This is a genomic window from Roseateles oligotrophus (assembly GCF_025717515.1).
Lineage (GTDB): Bacteria > Pseudomonadota > Gammaproteobacteria > Burkholderiales > Burkholderiaceae_C > Paucibacter_A > Paucibacter_A oligotrophus.
In genome coordinates this window covers 429707-446983 of the sequence record NZ_JAJIRN010000006.1, presented here as the reverse complement: position 1 = coordinate 446983, position 17277 = coordinate 429707, and the positions used below count along the sequence as shown (strand labels likewise).

General features: G+C 63.2%; 14 protein-coding genes. 9 read left to right on the top strand and 5 right to left on the bottom strand.

Going from position 1 to position 17277, the window contains the following annotated elements:
- Positions 1-175: 175 nt before the first annotated feature.
- Positions 176-2137, top strand: coding sequence for an acetate--CoA ligase (gene acs / locus LNV07_RS15460; protein ID WP_263572050.1), 1962 nt, complete (start codon positions 176-178; stop codon positions 2135-2137).
- Between the two features lie 484 nt (positions 2138-2621).
- Here acs and LNV07_RS15455 read toward each other — a convergent pair whose 3' ends face one another.
- Entirely contained in the window at positions 2622-3569 is a 948-nt protein-coding gene (locus tag LNV07_RS15455) for a pentapeptide repeat-containing protein (protein ID WP_263572049.1), read from the bottom strand.
- A 721-nt stretch (positions 3570-4290) separates the two neighbouring features.
- Between LNV07_RS15455 and LNV07_RS15450 the strand changes: the two genes are divergently transcribed.
- Positions 4291-4794 carry an OmpA family protein gene (locus LNV07_RS15450; protein WP_263572048.1) on the top strand — a complete coding sequence of 168 codons (504 nt, stop codon included), beginning with the start codon at positions 4291-4293 and terminating at the stop codon, positions 4792-4794.
- A 77-nt stretch (positions 4795-4871) separates the two neighbouring features.
- Here the strand turns inward: LNV07_RS15450 and LNV07_RS25465 are convergent, their stop codons facing one another.
- The 3 genes from LNV07_RS25465 to senB all read right to left on the bottom strand — a co-directional run bounded on the left by LNV07_RS25465 (position 4872) and on the right by senB (position 8564).
- Entirely contained in the window at positions 4872-6413 is a 1542-nt protein-coding gene (locus LNV07_RS25465) for a methyl-accepting chemotaxis protein (protein ID WP_318013734.1), read from the bottom strand.
- Positions 6414-6507: 94 nt separating this feature from the next.
- Positions 6508-7563: a selenide, water dikinase SelD gene (gene selD, locus LNV07_RS15435; RefSeq protein ID WP_263572047.1), complete on the bottom strand. Its 1056-nt coding sequence runs from the start codon at positions 7561-7563 to the stop codon at positions 6508-6510.
- The gene (senB, locus tag LNV07_RS15430) at positions 7560-8564 is read right to left on the bottom strand and encodes a selenoneine biosynthesis selenosugar synthase SenB (RefSeq protein ID WP_263572046.1); all 1005 of its coding nucleotides are present in this window, start codon (positions 8562-8564) and stop codon (positions 7560-7562) included. The genes selD and senB overlap by 4 nt, the downstream gene beginning before the upstream one ends.
- On the opposite strand from senB, the gene senA reads away from it, so the two are divergent.
- From senA to LNV07_RS15400, 6 genes are all read left to right on the top strand, one after another.
- On the top strand, positions 8563-9828 hold the full coding sequence (gene senA / locus LNV07_RS15425) for a selenoneine synthase SenA (RefSeq protein ID WP_263572045.1): 1266 nt from the start codon (positions 8563-8565) through the stop codon (positions 9826-9828). The genes senB and senA overlap by 2 nt on opposite strands.
- Before the next feature lie 38 nt (positions 9829-9866).
- On the top strand, positions 9867-10733 hold the full coding sequence (locus tag LNV07_RS15420; protein WP_263572044.1) for a putative selenate ABC transporter substrate-binding protein: 867 nt from the start codon (positions 9867-9869) through the stop codon (positions 10731-10733).
- 15 nt (positions 10734-10748) lie between these two features.
- Positions 10749-11591 (top strand): phosphonate ABC transporter ATP-binding protein, encoded by an 843-nt coding sequence (locus tag LNV07_RS15415; RefSeq protein ID WP_397545571.1) that lies wholly within the window; start codon positions 10749-10751, stop codon positions 11589-11591.
- Positions 11588-12424 (top strand): PhnE/PtxC family ABC transporter permease, encoded by an 837-nt coding sequence (locus tag LNV07_RS15410; RefSeq protein ID WP_263572043.1) that lies wholly within the window; start codon positions 11588-11590, stop codon positions 12422-12424. Before LNV07_RS15415 ends, LNV07_RS15410 begins: the two co-directional genes overlap by 4 nt.
- Positions 12421-13218 carry a phosphonate ABC transporter, permease protein PhnE gene (gene phnE, locus LNV07_RS15405; protein ID WP_263572042.1) on the top strand — a complete coding sequence of 266 codons (798 nt, stop codon included), beginning with the start codon at positions 12421-12423 and terminating at the stop codon, positions 13216-13218. Before LNV07_RS15410 ends, phnE begins: the two co-directional genes overlap by 4 nt.
- A gap of 131 nt (positions 13219-13349) precedes the next feature.
- The gene (locus LNV07_RS15400; RefSeq protein ID WP_263572041.1) at positions 13350-14786 is read left to right on the top strand and encodes a WS/DGAT domain-containing protein; all 1437 of its coding nucleotides are present in this window, start codon (positions 13350-13352) and stop codon (positions 14784-14786) included.
- On the opposite strand, the gene LNV07_RS15395 is transcribed toward LNV07_RS15400, so the two are convergent.
- Positions 14746-15795, bottom strand: coding sequence for a peptidylprolyl isomerase (locus LNV07_RS15395; protein ID WP_263572040.1), 1050 nt, complete (start codon positions 15793-15795; stop codon positions 14746-14748). The two genes, LNV07_RS15400 and LNV07_RS15395, sit on opposite strands and share 41 nt — an antisense overlap.
- 1004 nt (positions 15796-16799) lie before the next feature.
- Between LNV07_RS15395 and LNV07_RS15390 the strand changes: the two genes are divergently transcribed.
- Positions 16800-17216 carry a DUF4440 domain-containing protein gene (locus LNV07_RS15390; RefSeq protein WP_263572039.1) on the top strand — a complete coding sequence of 139 codons (417 nt, stop codon included), beginning with the start codon at positions 16800-16802 and terminating at the stop codon, positions 17214-17216.
- Positions 17217-17277 lie beyond the last annotated feature (61 nt).

The following is a 17277-nucleotide window of genomic DNA, read 5'->3' as shown; positions in this document are numbered from 1 at the left end:
AGATTGACGGGCCTTGGCAGGCGATTTTAGGGCCCTATTTATCGGTATGGTGCCTGGGTACGTCGAGTTACCGCGCTAGAGTAAGCGCTTCGTCAGAGATGAGACGCACAGTAGCGGCCAGTCGCACAAGTTAAGTCTTCTTTTTGTAATCCGCTCCTGTCAGAGGAAACACATCATGAGTCAGAACGAACTTTATCTGCCCAGCGCCGCTTGGCAAGCCCAGGCTAATGTCAAAGGCATGGCCGGCTACAACGCATTGGTGGCCGAGGCCGAGGCCGATTACCAGGGTTATTGGGCCCGCCTCGCTCGTGAGTTTGTGACCTGGCAGACACCGTTCACCAAGGTGCTCAATGACAGCGAAGCACCGTTCTTCAAATGGTTTGAAGATGGCCGCCTGAACGTCTCCTACAACTGCCTGGACCGCAATGTCGAGCGCGGTTTGGGTGACAAGGTCGCGATCATCTTCGAGGCCGATGACGGCAGCAGCAGCAAGGTGACTTACAAGGAACTGCTGGGCCGCGTTTCGCAGATGGCCAATGTGCTGAAGGCACGCGGCGTCAAGAAGGGTGACCGCGTCGTCATCTATATGTCGATGTCGGTCGAGGGCGTGGCGGCGATGCAGGCCTGCGCTCGCATTGGCGCGATCCACTCGGTGGTGTTCGGCGGCTTCTCGGCGCAGAGCCTGCGTGACCGCGTGCAAGATGCCGGCGCCGTGATGGTGATCACCGCCGACGAGCAGCTGCGCGGCGGCAAGGCCTTGCCATTGAAGGCGATTGTTGACGAGGCGCTGGACGGCGGCTCCTGCCCAACGCTGAAGGACGTGATCGTCTATCAGCGTACCGGCGGCAAGATCGGCTGGGTCGAAGGGCGTGACCATTGGCTGCATGAAGAGATGGCCGGCAAGTCCGAGGTCTGCGAGCCCGAGTGGGTCGAGGCCGAGCATCCGCTGTTCCTGCTCTATACCTCCGGTTCGACCGGCAAGCCCAAGGGCGTGCAGCATTCCAGCGGCGGCTATTTGCTGCACGCGGCGCTGACCACCAAGTGGACCTTCGATCTGCAGGACAACGATGTGTTCTGGTGCACCGCCGATATCGGCTGGGTGACCGGCCATAGCTACATCACCTATGGGCCTTTGGCGCTGGGTGGCACCGAGATCGTGTTTGAAGGCGTGCCGACCTATCCGGATGCCGGCCGCTTCTGGCAGACGATAGCGAAGCACAAGGTCTCGATCTTCTACACCGCGCCGACCGCGATTCGCTCGCTGATCAAGGCCGCTGAAGGCAATGCCGCCGTGCATCCGGATCGTTATGACCTGAGCAGCCTGCGCTTGCTGGGTTCGGTCGGCGAGCCGATCAACCCGGCCGCTTGGGAGTGGTATCACAAGCATATCGGCGGTGGCCGTTGCCCGATTGTCGACACCTTCTGGCAGACCGAAACCGGTGGTCACATGATCACGCCGCTGCCGGGCGCGACACCGCTGGTGCCGGGTTCTTGCACGCTGCCATTTCCAGGCATCACGACGGCCATCGTCGACGAGATGGGCAATGATGTGCCGAACGGGCAGGGCGGCATCCTAGTCGTCAAGAAGCCATGGCCGTCGATGATCCGCACCATTTACAACGACCCCGAGCGTTTCAAGAAGAGCTACTACCCCGAGGAGTTGAAGGGTTACTACCTGGCCGGTGACGGCGCGATCCGCGATGCGGAAACGGGTTACTTCACCATCACCGGACGCATTGATGACGTGTTGAACGTGTCGGGTCACCGCATGGGCACGATGGAAATCGAATCCGCGCTGGTCAGCTGCACGGAGTTGGTGGCCGAAGCGGCGGTGGTGGGTCGCCCGGATGACACCACGGGCGAGGCGATTTGCGCCTTCGTCGTGCTTAAGCGCGCGCGCCCGACCGGTGATGAAGCGAAGGCGATTGCCAAGCAGCTGCGCGATTGGGTGGCCAAGGAAATTGGTCCGATCGCCAAGCCCAAGGACATCCGCTTTGGTGACAATTTACCTAAGACCCGCTCCGGCAAGATCATGCGCCGCCTCTTGCGCTCGGTGGCCAAGGGTGAGGCCGTTACGCAGGACACGAGTACTTTGGAAAACCCAGCCATCCTGGATCAATTGTCGGAAGCCAATTGATTCAGGAGACGCGAGCGCAGCTCGCGTCAGCGCCGACGGCGCTTGGCTGGGTTAGGGATCACTCATATCGCGCAGCGATGTGGGTGATCACAGAACCCGGCAATCCTTCAATCGCCCGCTCTGCGGGCGCTTTTCATCCTGGATCAATTGTCGGAAGCCAATTGATCAAGGAAGCGCGAGCGCAGAACCTTTGTGGGGCTCAGCAATGGGCGCCCGCCCTCGGCTTTGGTCAAAACCTGGCATTCGGCGCTGCTGCTCTACCCGCACGAAACCCCGGCATGATGCGGGGAGAGCAGTTGCCCTGAGCCTCACCAGATTTTGAACAAGATTTGAAACCAGGCTGCCCGGTCAAGCTGATTGCCCGCTGAAATTGGAAGTTTGCTCTGTGCCCGGAGCTTACGTTGGCCGGCAGACAGTTGGAGCGTCAAAAGGTTGGAGCTTGAGATTCAAGACCCCGGCCTTCGCTGTTACTGACGAGGCCGGGTCACAGGATGATTTTCTTCAATCGCTCGGGAGCTAGGCCAAGCGCCGCGCTTAAATCGGCCCCGGCTAGATCTGCTTGCTCCAGGCAGGCGTCGGTCAAATCTGCTCCGGCGAATCTGACGCCGCGCAAATTGGCTCCCTCCAAATGCGCATGCGCCAGCTTTGCACCCTCCAGATTGGCTCCCCACAGTTTTGCTCCCTCCAAGTGCGCACCCCAAAAATCGGCATGCACCAGATTCGCATCCCAAAATTCCGCTCCGCGCAAATCGGTGTTGCGCAAATCCAATTTTTGATCCAGTCGCTGATCCTTCAATAATGGCGGCTTCGAGCGCCCGAGCACCGTCAAGATCGCCTGGATATCTGTGCGCGGCTTGCTTTGAGCAGCCGGCTGTCCGCCGGCAGGCCAAGCGGCGTTATGCCGGACATAGGCCGTCATGATCTCGCTTGCATGCCAATAATAAGAGTTCGGCGAATCATGGGCCAGGGTGGCGAGCGCGTAGATCCCGCCCAAGCGCGCCTCGATATTCGGATTGCCATTGGCCAATTGCGCACCGAGCTGCGCACTGGCCTGAGTGAAGCGGTCAGTATCTTGCTTGGCGCGGTCCAAATCGAGCTTGTCTTGCGCCGCGCGCAGATTTTTCCAAGAAAACATAATTCCCACCAACAGTGCTGCCCCGCCCGCAGCCTGCACGATCACCGTCCAGATCTTGATCCGGTTGTCGGTCTCGTATTGGAGCAAATCCTTTTCCAAGGCCAAACGTTGTGGCGTCGGCAATTCGGACTGGCTTGCGCCTTCGATGCGCCGACGCAATTGATCCGCTTGCTGACTGGGATATTCGGACAGGCCGATTGCCGAAAAAACCAGCAGTGAGATGAGTAGGGCCAGCAGCAGCGGCGCCAGGATCCGCTCGCGCAATCGTCCAACAACATGATCGATTTGTTTTTTCACATTGCCTCCCTTCGCATCGTTCTAGTCTTGTAAATCCGCATGGCGTTTGCCTTGCGCTTGCTCAAGCAGACGATGAAACGTCAATCGATGCCGACATTTTGTGGTTCAGCTATATTGATTCGCGCTAGCCAGCCGAAGCGGGTTAATCCGCACAAGTTAGGTAGGCTCCCAGCGACGGCAATGGGCCGCTGACATGAAAGGCAACCGAGAGTCCTCGCGCCTCGCTCTACGAGCGCCAATCCTGAGCGGACACATTCCGGACGTTCAAATCGGGTCGATGGTGAAGGCGATTTGAGGGTTAGGGATCGGGCTTTAGGCAAGACCCGACCCTTTTAGGTCAAGTCTTGCTGAAAATATGGGGCGACTCGGCCCATCTGCTCTCCGCGTACCCTGTCGATGCGAACTTCGGTCCCCCGGCCATCTTGCGCTTCGTAAGCCGGCCGCGCATGAACGAGGGCAAAGAAGGCGAACTATGTGGGCTTGAGTCCATCTATGTTGCCAATTAGCTTGTCGACTGGATGGGCCTCGCATCAAGACCGAGAAACAAACCGGCTAGACCTGGCTAGAAATCGTCATGGCCCAGCTTGACGCGTAATGCCAATGCCACCGAGTTCTGCGCTGGGCTGCTGCTGGTGTAGAGCTTGCCCGTTAGAATCCGCCCCGATCCGAATCGAATCGAACTCGACTCATCCAATTTCGCTACTTCCTGGAGATTCTCATCATGGCTTCCAACAATCAAGACGACAACGAACGCATCGCCCTTTGGGTGGTCAGCCTGGTCATCGCGATTTTGCTGCTCAGCATCACCAGCTTTGTGCTGATTAAACAGCGCCACCGCGCCGCTGCTCCTGCTGCGGCTCCCGTCGCGGCCATGGCCGATGCCGAGCTTTATGACGCGCCGCTCAGCGGTGAGTTGCTGGCGACCGTGCAGTTCGGTTTTGCCGAAGCGACCGTGCCGGTCGAAGCCGCACCCGATCTGGCCCGTGCGATGGAGGCCTTGATGGCAGCTCCGGCTCGCAAGATCGTGATTGCCGGTTTTCACGACGCCAGCGGCGACGCGGTCAAGAACGCCGACTTGGCCAAGCAGCGCGCCATTGCGACCCGCTCTGTGCTGACCGCCGCGGGTGTGGATGCCGCGCGCATTTTGTTGCGCAAACCCGAGTCGACCTTGGCCGACGGCACGGCAGAGGAGGCCCGCCGGGTCGAGATCCGCTTGCTGGACTGAAACAAGTAATGGCCAGTTTCGACGGCCAAGAAGCATAGAAAACCGCCTCCGGGCGGTTTTCTATTTGGCGACTGAATTCAGCGCAGCGTGAACACCGCGACGGTGGCCACCAACTCCTCCGCCTGCGTTCTGAGGCTGCTGGCCGAGGCGGCCATTTCTTCGACCAGCGCCGCGTTTTGCTGGGTCGTGTGATCCATCTGCGTGACCGCCTCACCGACCTGCGCCACGCCTGACGCCTGCTCTTTGCTGGCCGTATCGATCTCGGCCATGATGTCGGTGACGCGCTTGATCGAGCTCACGACCTCGCCCATCGTCACGCCGGCTTGGTCGACCAATTGCGTGCCCGCTTCGACCCGCTCGACGCTGGCATTGATCAGCTGCTTGATTTCCTTGGCCGCTTCGGCCGAACGCCCGGCTAGGCTGCGTACCTCGCTGGCCACCACGGCAAAGCCTCGTCCTTGTTCGCCGGCACGGGCCGCTTCGACGGCGGCATTCAAGGCCAGGATATTGGTCTGGAAGGCGATGCCGTCGATGACGCTGATGATGTCGGAGATTTTGCGTGAGCTGTCGTTGATGCCCTTCATCGTCTCCACCACCTGCCCGACGATATTGCCGCCTTCGATGGCGATGGTCGAGGCGCTGGCGGCCAGTTGATTGGCGTGGCGCGTACTGTCGGCGTTTTGCCTGACGGTGGCGCCGAGTTGCTCCATGGAGGCGGCGGTCTGTTCCAGGGCACTGGCTTGTTGCTCGGTGCGGGCGCTCAGGTCAAGATTGCCCTGGGCGATCTCGGCGCTTGAGGTGGCCAGTTGCTCGGCCCCTTGCCGCACGGTGCTGACGACCTGGATCAGGTTGTCCTGCATCGCCTTGAGTCTGGCCATCAGGCTGCTGTGGTCGCCGGGGCGCAGCTCCAGGGGCTGACTCAGATCACCGGCGCCGACACGCTCCGTCACCGCCGCGGCCTCGGCCGGCTCGGCGCCCAGGGCCTGGCCTATGCTGCGGGTGGTCAGCAGCCCGATCAGGCCAGAAAAACCCAGGCCCAAGGCGATGGCCAGCATCGATGCCCAGCGGATGCTCGAGTAACGCGCCGAAGCCTCGTCATACTCCCGCTTCGCCACGTCGATCTGTAATTGCATCAGCGCCTCGGCACCCTTTTTGACCGGCGCAAACAGCACCGGCAGCTGTGTCTTGACCAACTTCTCCACCGTCGGCATGTCGTCGGCCTTCAAAGCAGCAATCGCCGGCAGCAAGCCTTGCTGCACGAACTGCTTGCGATCCGTGCCCCAGGCCTTGGCCAGAACGGCTTCCTCGGGCGTCAGATAGGTCTGCACATAGGCGTCCCAGAGCTTGGTGATGGTGGCGATATTGGCCTCGACCGTGCCGATGGCGGTCTGTACAGATTGCGGGGTTTGATCCGCCAGAGCCATGGTGATGGCCAGGCGGTTGCTGACCACCATGGCCTCGATCTGGCCAATCTGCACCGCCGTGACGGTTCGGTCTTCATAGACTGTTTTCAGCGAGGCGTTCGAGCTGGAAATGCCGTAGAGGCCGAGCCCCCCGACGAGCAGCAGCGCGAAAGAGAGAATGCTCACCAACATCATCAAGCGCGAGGAAATCTTCATGCGGGCTCTCCAGAATCAGGGCGCAGATCGACACCCTTGTTGCGGATATTTGTCAGCTGTTATCGGCGCGGTGCGGCAATTTTTGAGCAATATTTCACGCAATTTTCAAGCAGCCCGGCCGCTCTGACTTGGCCCCGATCCGGCCCACCACGGCCGCCTGCTCGAAGCCATGGCGGGAGAACAGGGCCAGCACCGCGTCCACCGCCTGAGGCGCACAGGAAACCAGCAGACCGCCACTGGTTTGCGGGTCGCTGAGCAGCGTTTGGGCGAGCGGATCGAGGCCGGGCGTCGAATGGATGTCATGGCCGTAGGCGGCCCAGTTACGCCCGGAGGCGCCGGTCACGCAGCCCCGCTCGGCCAAGTCGCGCACGCCCTCCAGCAAGGGCACCGCCGACCAGTCGATCTGCAACTCGCAGCCAGCGCCGCGCGCCAATTCCAGCGCATGGCCGGCCAGGCCGAAACCGGTCACATCGGTCAAGGCATGCACGCCGTCCAGAGCCGCCAGGTCCGGCCCCGGCGTGTTCAATTGGGTCGTGACGGCAATCATCCGCGCATAGCCTTCGGCGCCCAGCAAGTCCTTTTTCAGCGCGGCCGACATGACGCCCACACCCAGCGGCTTGCCCAGCACCAGCACATCGCCCGGTTGTGCGTCGGCATTGCGCTTGACCCGACTCGGGTGCACCAGACCCAGCGCCACCAGGCCGTAGATCGGCTCGACCGAATCGATCGTGTGGCCGCCCGCAATCGGGATGCCCGCCGCCCGGCAGACCGAGGCACCGCCCTCGAGAATGCGGCCAATCGTCTGGGTCGACAGCACATTGATCGGCATGCCGACCAGGGCCAGCGCCATGATGGGTCGCCCGCCCATCGCGTAGACATCGCTGATCGCATTGGTGGCGGCGATGCGGCCAAAGTCGAAGGGGTCATCGACGATGGGCATGAAGAAATCGGTGGTGGCGATCAGCGCCTGCTCGTCATTGAGCTTGTAGACGGCCGCGTCATCGGCGGTCTCTATGCCGACCATCAGCTCGGGCGGAACCGGGAAGCCGGTCGTGCCCTTGAGGATCTCGGACAGCACGCCGGGTGCGATCTTGCAGCCGCAGCCGCCACCGTGGGAGAGCGAGGTCAGGCGGGGTTCCGTGGTGCTCATGGCGCTATTCCTTCTTGAAGTGATGTTGTCTGGCTCAGCAGGCCGGCGACGATGGCGCGCAGCCTGCGCTTTTCTTGATCGGGGTGAAACAGCGCGGCGCGTGCGTCGGCCTGTTTACGCAGGGCTGTCAGCATAGCGGGATCGTCGCGACATTGCCGCAGCAAATCGGCCAGGCCTGCCGCATCGTTCCAGTCAAACAGGCCCAGATAATCTTCGCCCAGCAGGCCGACATTGCCGTCGACCCTGGACGCCAGCACCGGCGTGCCGCTGCACAGCGCCTCGATCACCGCATGGGCGCCGCCCTCCAAGCGGCTCGGGTGCACCAGCACATGGGCCGCTTGAATCCGCTTGCGCGTTTGCTGATGGGGCAGGGCGCCGAGCCAGCGATATTGCGGGCAGCGCTGCATCAAGGCCAGTGCCGCCGCACCCAGGGCAGGTTCCAAGGCGGCGCCGATGTGATCGAGCCGGATGTCGGGGCGGCCCGCCAACAGCTTGGCTGCGTCAAAGTAGGTCTGCGGCGACTTCACCTCGCGCAAATGCCCGACCATCAGCGCACGCAGCCAGCGCCTGGGTTTGTCGGCCAGCGCCTGCCTTGGCGCGCAAGACTGCAGGCAGACATGGGCCTTGGCGCGCAAGCCTTCGGGCAGGGCGCGCAGGCCCAGCTCATTCAACACGACCAGCGCGCTGGCCGCGCGCAAAGAGGCCTGTGCGGCGGCGTCGCTTTGGATGTCTTGGTAGAGGTCGGTGCCGGTCAAGACCAGCAGCAGCGGTTTGCCCGGCCGCTTTTCGGCCCAGGCCCGGACGCTGGCGGCGGAGCGGCGCGCATGCAGGGCCAGCAGCAAGTCGGGCTGCGCTTGATCGTCGCCAGCCTCCCAGCTCTTCGCCAGCGTGACGCGGTAGTCCTCGGACAAAAAGCGCGCCCAGCGCTGCGCTGTTTGCCAATTGCCATTGTTCGCGTCGGCAAAGGCTGGGGTGACGATTAGGATGGCGGGCCGAGACATGACGGGTTTATACGCGATGAAGATGGATCAAGGCAGATTGGCGCGCAGCGCCGGCGCTGAATGGCTGAAACAGGCTTTGGCCGACTCGCGGGCCGACACCTTGCAGACCTTGGCCTGCTACGAGCGGACCTTGGGGGCAGGGTTGCCGGTGCCCTATTCTGCCGAGCTCAATCCGCCGCTGTGGGAACTGGGCCATATCGGCTGGTTTCAGGATGTCTGGCTGAGCCGCAATCCGCAGTGGCGATTGGGGGTGCAAGCCGATCCTTCCATTCAGCGAAGCCCCGGTCGGCGCGGCAATTCAGATGCCTTGTACGACTCCAGCCAAGTGCCGCATGCGCAGCGTTGGACGCTGGACCTGCCCGACCTGAGCAGCACGCGCGCCGACCTGGCCGCACAGCTGGCGCAAAACCTGACCCTCTTGACCCAGGCCGATGGCTCGGCCGCCGAGCTGTACTTCTTCCGCCTGGCGCTGCTGCATGAGGACATGCATCACGAGGCGGCGCTGTATATGGCGCAAAACCTCGGCATCCCGATCGCCGACCCGCGCTGGCAGCCACAGGCCTTGGTGGGCGAGCGGACCTTGGCCGCTTTGTCCGCTTGCCGCTGGGCGCCGGGTCAAGCCGAGGCGGCGCGGGACTGCTTTCACTTCGACAACGAGCTGGGCTGCGCCGAGTCGGACTGGGTCGACCTGGCGCCCTTCGAGATCGACCTGCGCGTGCTCAGCTGGGCCGAATACCTGGCCTTTGTCGACAGCGGCGGCTACGGCCAAGCGCGTTGGTGGAGCGAGGCGGGCCGGGCTTGCTTGCAGGGGCGAACGGCGCCGCGCTATCTGCGCCGGGGCGAGCAGGGCGGCTGGCAGCTACAGCGCTGGGGTGTTTGGCAAGACCTGACCCCGCTTCATCTGACGCAGGCCGCCGTGCATCTGACGGCCTATGAGGCCGAGGCCTGGTGCGCCTGGGCCGGCCGGCGTTTGCCGACCGAGGCCGAGTGGCATTGCGCCGCCTCGAGGCTGGGCACCGACTTTGCCTGGGGCCAGGTCTGGGAATGGACGGCCAGTGACTTCCTGCCCTTCAGCGGTTTCCAGGCGCACCCCTATCGCGACTATTCGCAGCCTTGGTTCGGCCAACGGCGGGTGTTGCGCGGCGCCTCGCTGTTCACCCAGCCGCGCATGCGCCATCTGGACTATCGCAATTTCTTTGCGCCGGCGCGAAACGATATCGCCGCCGGTTTTCGCAGTTGCGCCATGCGCCCGCAGCCAACTTGAGTTCCAATGCCGGCTGAGATTTCTATTTGGAGTGAGTCATGCCCGTCGTCAATCGCCGTTATCTGAACCAAACCCTCGCCGCGGCTGTCTTGGCCCTGGCGGGCCTGTCCGCCCAGGGCCAGACGCCGGTGTTTCGCGTCACCGCGATCCCCGACGAGTCGCCGACCGAGCTGTCCCGTAAGGCCGCGCCACTGATGCGTTACCTGGAGGCCCAACTCGGTATGAAGGTCGAGTTCACGCCGGTGACCGACTATGCGGCGGCGGTCGAGGCGATGGTCAATAAAAAGGTTGATCTGGCCTGGTTCGGGGGCCTGACCTTTGTGCAGGCGAACGCCCGTTCGGGCGGCAAGATGCTGCCCTTGGTGCAGCGCGAGGAAGACACCAAGTTCCGCTCGGTCTTCATCACCTCCGACCCGGCCATCAAAAGCCTGGCCGATCTGAAGGGCAAGGATGTCTCTTTCGGCTCGCAAAGCTCGACCTCCGGCCATGTGATGCCGCGCAGCTTTGTCTTGCAAGCGGGGCTGAACCCGGACAAGGACTTCCGCCGCCTGGCCTATAGCGGCGCGCATGACGCCACCATCGCCGCGGTCGCCGCCGGCAAGGTGCAGGCCGGTGCGCTGAACATCTCTGTGTGGGAGAAGTTCGTCGCCGAGAAGAAGGTCGACACCGAGCGGGTCAAGGTCTTCTTCACCACGCCGCCTTACTTTGACTACAACTGGACCGTGCATGCCGACATGCCGGCCGCTCAGCGCGAAAAAATCGCCAAGGCGTTTTTGAGCTTGAGCCGCGATGATGCCGCCGGCAAAGAGATTCTTGATCTGCAGCGCGCGACTCGTTTTATTCCGACTCAGCCGGCGAATTACAAGGGCATCGAGGCGGCGGCGCAAAACGCCGACCTGCTCTGACCCGGATCGCTTGATTTGAAGCTGTCGCTTACCGCCATCGACGCCGCCCCGCTGGGCGCGGCCGCAGGGCAAGCGCCCGTGCTGCGGGACTTGAGTTTGAGCGTCGCCGCGGGTGAGGCGCTGGCCGTGATCGGGCCCTCGGGTGCGGGCAAGACCACCTTGTTGCAGTTGCTGGCCTGTGCGCTGCGGCCCAGCGCCGGGCAGTACCGGCTTGACGATGGCGAGCCTTGGCGGCTCGGCCGGGCCGACTTGCAGGCGCTGCGCGGCCGCTTGTTTCTGGCGCCGCAAATGCCGCCGCTGCCGCCCAGGCAACGCGTCATCACCGCCGTCTTGGCCGGCTGCCTGCCCGCTTGGAGCCTGCTGCGCAGCCTGCGCTCCTTGGTCTACCCCAGCGATATCGCGGCGGCGCATGCGGCGCTGGCCAGCTTTGATCTGGAGGAGAAGCTGTTCGAGCGGGTCGACCGGCTCTCGGGCGGCGAGCGCCAGCGGGTCGGGCTGGCGCGGGCCTTGGTGACGCCGGCAAAGTTGTGGCTGATGGATGAGCCCTTGTCCGCGCTTGACCCCTTGCGCACAAGCCAGGCGGCCCAGACCTTGATCGAGCAGGCCGCTCGGCGCGGCGTGACGCTGCTGGCCTCGCTGCACCATGTGGAGATGGCCTTGGCGCATTTCCCGCGCATTGTGGGCCTGCGCCAGGGTCAGGTCTTGTTCGACCTGCCGGCTTCCGAGGTCACGCCGGCCTTGTTGGCCCAGCTTTATGCCCAGCATGAAGAGGAGTTGCACGCAGCGGTGACCAACTCGGCCAACTCGGTTGATGCGGCCGCGGCCCGGCCTGCCTTGCTTTCAACGCCATGCCGATGAGTTTGCATGCCAGCGGCCGCGTGCCGGCACGCGACCCGGCTTGGCTGGGGCGCATTTTTGGCTTCAGCCTCGCCTTGGTCCTGCTCTGGCCCTTGATGGTCGCGACCGAGTTCCGCCCTTGGGTCTTGCTGGAGCCGCAGAGCCTGGCCGTTACGGCGCGATTCTTGGCCGACTTTATGCCGCCCAAGCTGGAGCCGGAATTCTTGGGAATGGTCGCACGCGAGGCCTGGCGCACGGTGGCCATCGCGACGGCCGGTATCAGCCTTGCCTTGTTGGCGGCCGCTCCGCTGGCGCTGCTGGCCACGCGCAGCCTCTCGGTCTCGGCCTTGAGCGGGCGCATGGCGAGGGGGCCGGCACTGCTGCGCCTGAGCGTGCGTTGGCTGTTGATCTTGTTGCGCAGCGTGCCGGAGCTGGTCTGGGCCTTGATTTTTGTGCGCGTGGTTGGCCTGGGCGTGACCGCCGGTGTGCTGGCGATTGCGCTCAGCTATGCCGGCATGTTGGGCAAGGTCTATGCCGAGGTGCTGGAGAGCGGCGACACCGAGCCCACGCGCGCCTTGTTGCGCAATGGGGCCGGGCGCGTGCAGGCATTTTTCTACGCCTTGCTGCCGCAGAATGCCGCTGAACTCAGCAGTTACACGGTCTACCGCTGGGAATGCGCGATTCGCTCCTCGGTGGTGCTGGGCTTTGTTGGCGCCGGCGGTTTGGGTCAGCAGATCGACTCGTCGATGAAGATGTTCAATGGCGGCGAGGTCGCCACCATGCTGCTGGTGTTTGTGCTCTTGGTGGCCCTGGCCGATGCCTTGAGCGCCGGCATCAGGCGGGGCCTGGCATGAAACCCTGCCCAGCGCCTCAAGCGCAGCTGAGTCGCCGCGGCTTGGCCGTGCTGCTGGCCATGCTGGCGCTGGTGGTGGCGAGCTTCGGTTCGCTGGATCTGCAATGGGCGCAGATGTTTTCGGCGGACGCCGCGCGCAGCATGGGGCGCTTTGTGGCGGAGTTCTTCCCGCCCGATTTGAGCCCGGTTTTTGTCGCCAAGGTCGGCTGGGCCAGCCTGGAAACCTTGGCCATGTCGGCCTTGGGCAGCTTGATTGCCGCGCTGTTCGGGCTGGCGCTGGCCTTGCCGGCGGCTCGCCTGCATGGCCAGGACGCGGCCCTGGCGCGGCGCCCGACGCGCTGGCTTTTGAATGCCTTGCGGGCGGTGCCGGAGCTGGTCTGGGCCAGCCTGCTGTTGATTTCGGCCGGCCTCGGGCCCTTCGCCGGTACCTTGGCTTTGGCGGTGCATACCACCGGCGTGCTGGGGCGGCTGTTCGCCGAGGCAATCGAGAACTGCGCCGAGGGGCCGGGGTTTGCGCTGCGCGTGCAGGGGGCCGGCAGCCTGCGGGTGTTTTTGTACGCGACGCTGCCGCAGATCTTGCCGCAGCTGATCAGCTACACGCTGTACCGCTGGGAGAACAATATCCGCGCCGCCGCCGTGCTCGGTGTGGTGGGCGCGGGCGGCCTGGGTCAGCTGCTGGCCTTTCATATGGGGCTGTTCCATATGCACAAGACCGCCACCGTCCTGCTCGCGATGCTGCTGCTGGTCGCGCTGGTGGACTTGCTCAGCGACAGATTGCGCCGCGTTCTCGCTTGATCAGGGCTTTCCCGCCTCTCCGAATGGAGGGTATGCAGGGCCAATAGCTTGGCTTGCAAAGTCGGCCCGCTTCGGCGCTCCTGCCGCCATCATCGGCGGCTGCAAAAACAAGCCAAGCAAGGGGCATCAAGATGCTGGATCAAAAGCCGCGTGGCGATTGCGCAGATGCAGCGATGTCGCGGCGCGACTATTGCTGGTTCCGCATGGACGGGCCGAGCAATCTGATGGTCATCAACAGCGTGTTGATGTTCGAGGGCGCACTGGACTTCAACAAGCTGCGCGACACGATCGCGCAGCGCCTGCCCAATTACGCGCGTTTTACTCAGCGGGTGTGCGTGAGCCGGGGCGGGCTGCTGGCCAAGGCCCGCTGGATCAATGATCCTGACTTTGAAATTGCACGGCATCTGGCCTTCGATGCCTCGGCACCCTCGCTCACCGAGAGCGAGCTGCATGATTTGCTTGGGCGGCAAGCCTTGCTGCCCTTGGCCAAGGACAGACCGCAATGGCATATGCAGGTGCTTGCCCGCGCGGGCGGAGGCTTTGCGATCTTGTTTCGCCTGCATCACTGCATCACCGATGGGCTGGGCCTGGTTCATGTGCTGAAGCATCTGACCGATGACAGCATCAAGCACGAGGGCCAAGCCTCGCTGGAATGGCACCCGGCCCATGCCAAGCCCCAAGGCCCGGCCTTGCTGTGCAAGCGCCTGCATCGCCTTGTGTTCTGGACCCGCATCACCGCGCAGTTGGCCCGTTTGGCTTTGTTGATACCGGATCGCCGCAGTTCGCTAAAGCGGCCGCTGAGTGGCGACAAATGCCTGCTGCAACTGCCGGCCATGCCACTCGATCTGGTGCGCGGCATTGCCAAGAGCATGCAGGCCACCGTCAATGATGTGTGGGTGGCGGCGGTGGCGGGCGCGCTGCGTGCCTATCTGCAAGAGCGCGGCGAGCCGGCGGCCAAGAACTCCTTGCGGGCGGCCGTGACCTTCAATTTGCGCAACAAGGGCGATGCCTTTTTGCTAGGCAATCACTTTGGCCTGGTGGCGATGGATCTGCCCAGCGACAGATCCCGTCCGCTTGACAGGTTAGCGCTGGCCAGCGCGCGCATGAATGCCATCAAGGCCTCGCATCAGCCGCACGCGACGATGTTCTTTTTGAGCCTGAGCGGCTATTTGCCGGCGCGCCTGCAAACCGTCTTGCTCAAACTCTTCACGGCCAAGGGCTCGGTTGTGTTGACCAATGTGGAGGGCCCGCCGCAGCCGCGCTATCTGGCCGGCTCGCTGCTGCAGGGCGCTATTTGCTGGGTACCGCAGGCCGGCACCATGGGCGTGGGCTTTGCGCTGATGTCTTATGCCGGGCAGGTGCAGGTCAGCATGTTCGCCGACCGCAACCAGGTCGCCGATCCGCAGCGCCTGATCGCCTTGGTCGGCGAGGCTTTTGCCGAGTTGGATCAGCAAACGCGCTTCGGTGCTTTTGCACTGTCGCGCTGCAATCAAGCCAGGCCTGTGGCTACTGCTACTACTACTACTACTACTGCTTGGTCGTCGGGGCCGGCCGGGTCGGCGGGGTGATGCCGCACAGATCGACATGATTGGGATTGTGCACAAACCAGCCGCCACGGTTGCGCCTTGAGGCCAGCAGTTCGGTCCAGGTGTTGCTGTCGGTGCGCAGCACCTGCAGGGCAGGGCGATCCTCGAGCGGCATATCGGCCAGCAGTCGAACGCGCTGGATCGGCTGGCGTTGCTCGGCTTGCTCGTAAAAACCCATATTCGGCCCGCCACGCTGCAGGCTGGCCAGCAACTCGATCCCCTTCAGCACGCGCCCGACCAGGGTGATGTTCAGGTCCAAGCCACGTGGCGCTTGGCCAATCACCGCATACAGCTCCGCGCCGGTGCTGGAGTCGACCGCATCGCTGCGGCCGGCACCTACCGCCCCATAACAATGCGCGAGCCAGGCCCGGCCGGTCTTGGGGTCGGCGGCGACGGAGAAGCCGTCGACGAAACCCGTTACCGGCGCCCAGCCGTCCAGATCGGGCAGGCGGGCGAGCGGCAGGTCTTTCAGCGGAATCGAGAATTCGGCCGGTAGTTTGGGGGCGGCGGCGCCCAAGGGCTTGGCCAGCGCGGTGTCGTCGGCATTGGGGTCGCCCCATTGGGTGACGAAGTTGTCTTGCACGCGCACGACGGCCAAGCCGTCGTAGTAGCCGCCGTGGGCCAGCGCGCGGATATTGAGCGTATGCAGCGGCGCGAAGCGCGGTGCCAGTTCGATCAAGACCTGACCCTTGGTCTGGCCCTGCGGCAGTTCCATCAGCAAGGTGTTCTCGGGGTCAAGCCCGCGCCAGTGGCTGTCCGGGGACTGCGCCAGAATTTCGGCCCCGCTGCGTGGCTTGGGGATGGGTTTGGCGGTGGCCGCTGGTTTGGGTGCCACTGCCGGCTTGCCGGCGGGTTTCTTCTTCGCTGTTGCCGAAGCTTGCGCCGGCGTCTTCTTGGCCGTATTTTTGTGGGTCGTCGTGGCGCCGGCGCCGGTGCTGATCAGCAGGGCCGCGCTCAGCAGCGTGATGAGGGGGGTGAGTTTTGTTGGCATCTTGGGGTCTTCTCCAGGTGCGGCAGCATACGTCCTTTGCAGGGTGGCTTCCGGTGCGACGGGCCTTCCGGGGTTAGATATTGAACATGCAGGCAAGACTTGACCCCTTCGTCAATTTTTTATCCGGCGCGTCTTGGCGCTGCTGCTCGTTCGGCACGATGCCGGGAGTTCGGCCCGGCGGCCGACTCACTTTTCTTGCTTCGCCAAGAAAAGTAAGCAAAAGAAGGCGACCCTGCCGCATGGCCCTGCGGGTCCGCTCGGTGCTCAAATTTGCCGGGCCGCGCCCAACTCACTGCGCTACGCTGCGTTCAGACAAGGGGCGCGAAGCCAGTTCTTGAAGTCGCTGCGCGACGCCCGGCAAATTCTCCGCTCCTCGCCCACGCAGAAGGGGGGAACGCCCAAGAACATGGCTCGCTGCGCGTCGCCTCGAAGGGTGCTGCGCTGCGCGCAAGCACCGCTCAAGCCGGTGCTTTGAGTGTCGGGATATCCGCTTAGAATGAAAGTAAGCATTGCGGCCGGGGCCAGCTTTTTCCGGCTTGCAAAAGAAGCGTCTAAAGGCCGGCAGGCCTTTGGGTTTGAGACCTGACCCCGGCCTTTTTCAAATTTGCCGGGCCGCGCCCAACTCACTGCGCTACGCTCCGTTCAAACAAGGGGCGCGTAGCCAGTTCTTGTAGTCGCTGCGCGACGCCCGGCAAATTCTCCGCTCCTCGCCCATGCAGAAGGGGGGTCAATAAATTCGGCTCGCTGCGCATCGCCTCGATGGGTGCATGCGCTGCGCGCATGCACCTCGTATGTCTTTGTAGTGAGGGTCAGGTTTTGCCTATATATTTGAAACATGACGGCGAATTTCGGCGGCGTGTCCTCAAACTCTCGGGAGACTCAGATTTATGCGCTTCACAGCTTCTTCCTTCACTCTGGCGCTCAGCGCACTATTGATTCAAGGCTGCGCGGTTCAGGCTCCGCCTACCCCAGTTGCCCCCGCAGCCCCCCCCAGCGCCTCTTGCGTGGAAGGCTTTGATGAAGCCCGCTCGCTCGAAGAAGCCCGCACGCTCGAAATCTTCAATCGCCACCGTAAGTTGCTGCTTGCCCTGAATGCCGGGAATGTGGATCAGGCGCTGGCGATCTATGCGCCGGATGCCATCGTTGTGGCGCCTAACCGCGGACAAATCTCCTACCTAGGCCCCGCCTGGGTACGCCTGTACCTGCAAGAGCAGTTGGTAGCTCGGGGGGCACGCTTCGAGACCGAAGACTTGTTCTACGGCTTTGGCAGCCATTGCGAGGTTCAAGTGTTTGGCGGGCAGTACCACCTCACTCTCAATGGCGAAAAACAGCGGCGACCCTACCTGATTGTGTGGCGACGCATGGACTCGGAATGGTTTGTCATTGCGCATCACATTGATTTGGCATTGCGCGCGGAATAGCAAGTTAGCGCGGCACTCGAGGTCAGGTCTCAGAATATAGGCAAGACTTGACCCTGAAGCC